Genomic DNA, 1595 nt, shown 5'->3' with positions numbered 1-1595 from the left:
CGCTGTCGGGCGAGCCGGTGGAGGTGCCCGCGCTCGGTCTCGTCGAGGCCGAGAACGTGGGCGAGCGCGTCGAGGATCTGCCCGGAGGGCTGGGTCGCGCGGCCCTGCTCCAGGCGTACGTAGTAGTCCACGCTGACTCCGGACAGGTGCGCGACCTCTTCGCGGCGCAGCCCTTCGACCCGGCGACGGCTGTCGACGGGGATGCCGACGGCCGCCGGGTCGACCCGGGAACGCCGGGTCCGCAGGAAGCCCGCAAGATCGTCCATGCTCCCAAGTATGGCCTCGGTGCCCCCAAATGCGGCCTCGGTCAAGGCACTTGAAGGTGGTCCTGCCGATACCAGGAAGTCCCGTCCGACGGAAGAGGCGCCCCTGTACGACGCGACCTCCGCGGCCGAGCATCTGTGGCGACACACCTTGTTGAAGGGAGCTGAGGGGAACAGCCATGAAGACACTCATCGTCTACGCCCACCCCGAGCCGCGTTCGCTGAACGGCTCACTGAAGGACCTCGCCGTATCCACTCTCGAAGCCGCCGGGCACGAGGTGCGGGTGAGCGACCTGTACGCGATGGACTGGAAGGCCGTGGTGGACGCGGCGGACTTCGGCGAGCACGCCACGAACCCGCTGCGGGTGGTGCCGAGTTCGGCCGGGGCGTACGACGCCGGCGCGCTCACGCCCGACGTGGCGGCCGAGCAGGAGAAACTCCTGTGGGCCGACACGGTCGTCTTCCAGTTCCCCATGTGGTGGTACACCATGCCGGCGATCCTCAAAGGCTGGGTGGACCGGGTGTTCTCCTTCCACTTCGCGTACGGAGTCGGAGTGCACGACGAGACGCGGTACGGCGAGCGTTTCGGTGAGGGGACGCTGCGGGGGCGCCGGGCGATCCTGTCGGTGACCGTCGGGGGCCCGGAGTCCCACTACACCGATCGCGGGATCAACGGTCCGATCGAGGACCTGCTGTTCCCGATCCACCACGGGATCCTGTACTACCCGGGTGTGGAGGTGCTGCCCCCGTTCGTGTTGTACGGCACCGACAAGATCACCGGCAGCGACTTCGAGGACGCCGCGAAGGCCTGGCGGGAGCGGCTGCTGTCGCTGGAGACGACCGAGCCGATCGCGTTCCGGCGCCAGAACTTCGGTGACTACGAGATCCCGTCACTGCGGCTGAAGGAGGGCCTCGAAGCGCCCGGCCGCAAGGGGTTCGGGCTGCATGTGCGCGGTTAGGGCCTGTCCGGCGGATCCTGTCGCAGACGCGGGGTCTGGCACGCCCTCCCCCACTGCCCTAAAGGCGTGGGGGGACCCCCAGCGGCGTTGTCGTCGGTTGTCGACGCTCCGCGTCGACGCCCTCCTCCGCCTTGCAGTTGGACGCACCAGACCCCGCTCACCGGCGCTGATCAGGTGCCGCTGCTTTCCTGCGACCTGATCCGCCGGACAAGCCCTAGCCGCCGGGTACGGGCAGCGTCACCGCTCACCGGTCACGGGCGGCTTCGTCGGGCGGGAGCACCTCGCACAGCGCCTCCAGCGCGGCGCCGAACGCGGCCTCCGAGGGCGTCGCGTAGCCCACGACGAGGCCGTCCTGAGCCACCGCCCCCGGCGC

The 1595-nt window shown here is 69.8% G+C and carries 2 protein-coding genes; one reads left to right on the top strand and one right to left on the bottom strand.

Annotation, left to right across the window (positions count from 1 at the left end):
- A partial coding sequence (locus R6V09_RS52670; RefSeq protein ID WP_317888485.1) for a helix-turn-helix domain-containing protein occupies positions 1-266 on the bottom strand: 266 nt, incomplete at its 3' end.
- 176 nt (positions 267-442) lie between these two features.
- On the opposite strand from R6V09_RS52670, the gene R6V09_RS52665 reads away from it, so the two are divergent.
- Positions 443-1222, top strand: a complete 780-nt coding sequence (locus tag R6V09_RS52665; RefSeq protein ID WP_317888484.1) for an NAD(P)H-dependent oxidoreductase — start codon at positions 443-445, stop codon at positions 1220-1222.
- Positions 1223-1595 lie beyond the last annotated feature (373 nt).

The organism is Streptomyces sp. W16 (genome assembly GCF_033194735.1).
Classification (GTDB): Bacteria; Actinomycetota; Actinomycetes; order Streptomycetales; family Streptomycetaceae; genus Streptomyces.
The sequence above is the reverse complement of the archived record's forward strand: the minus strand, read 5'-3'. Positions and strand labels throughout refer to the sequence as shown.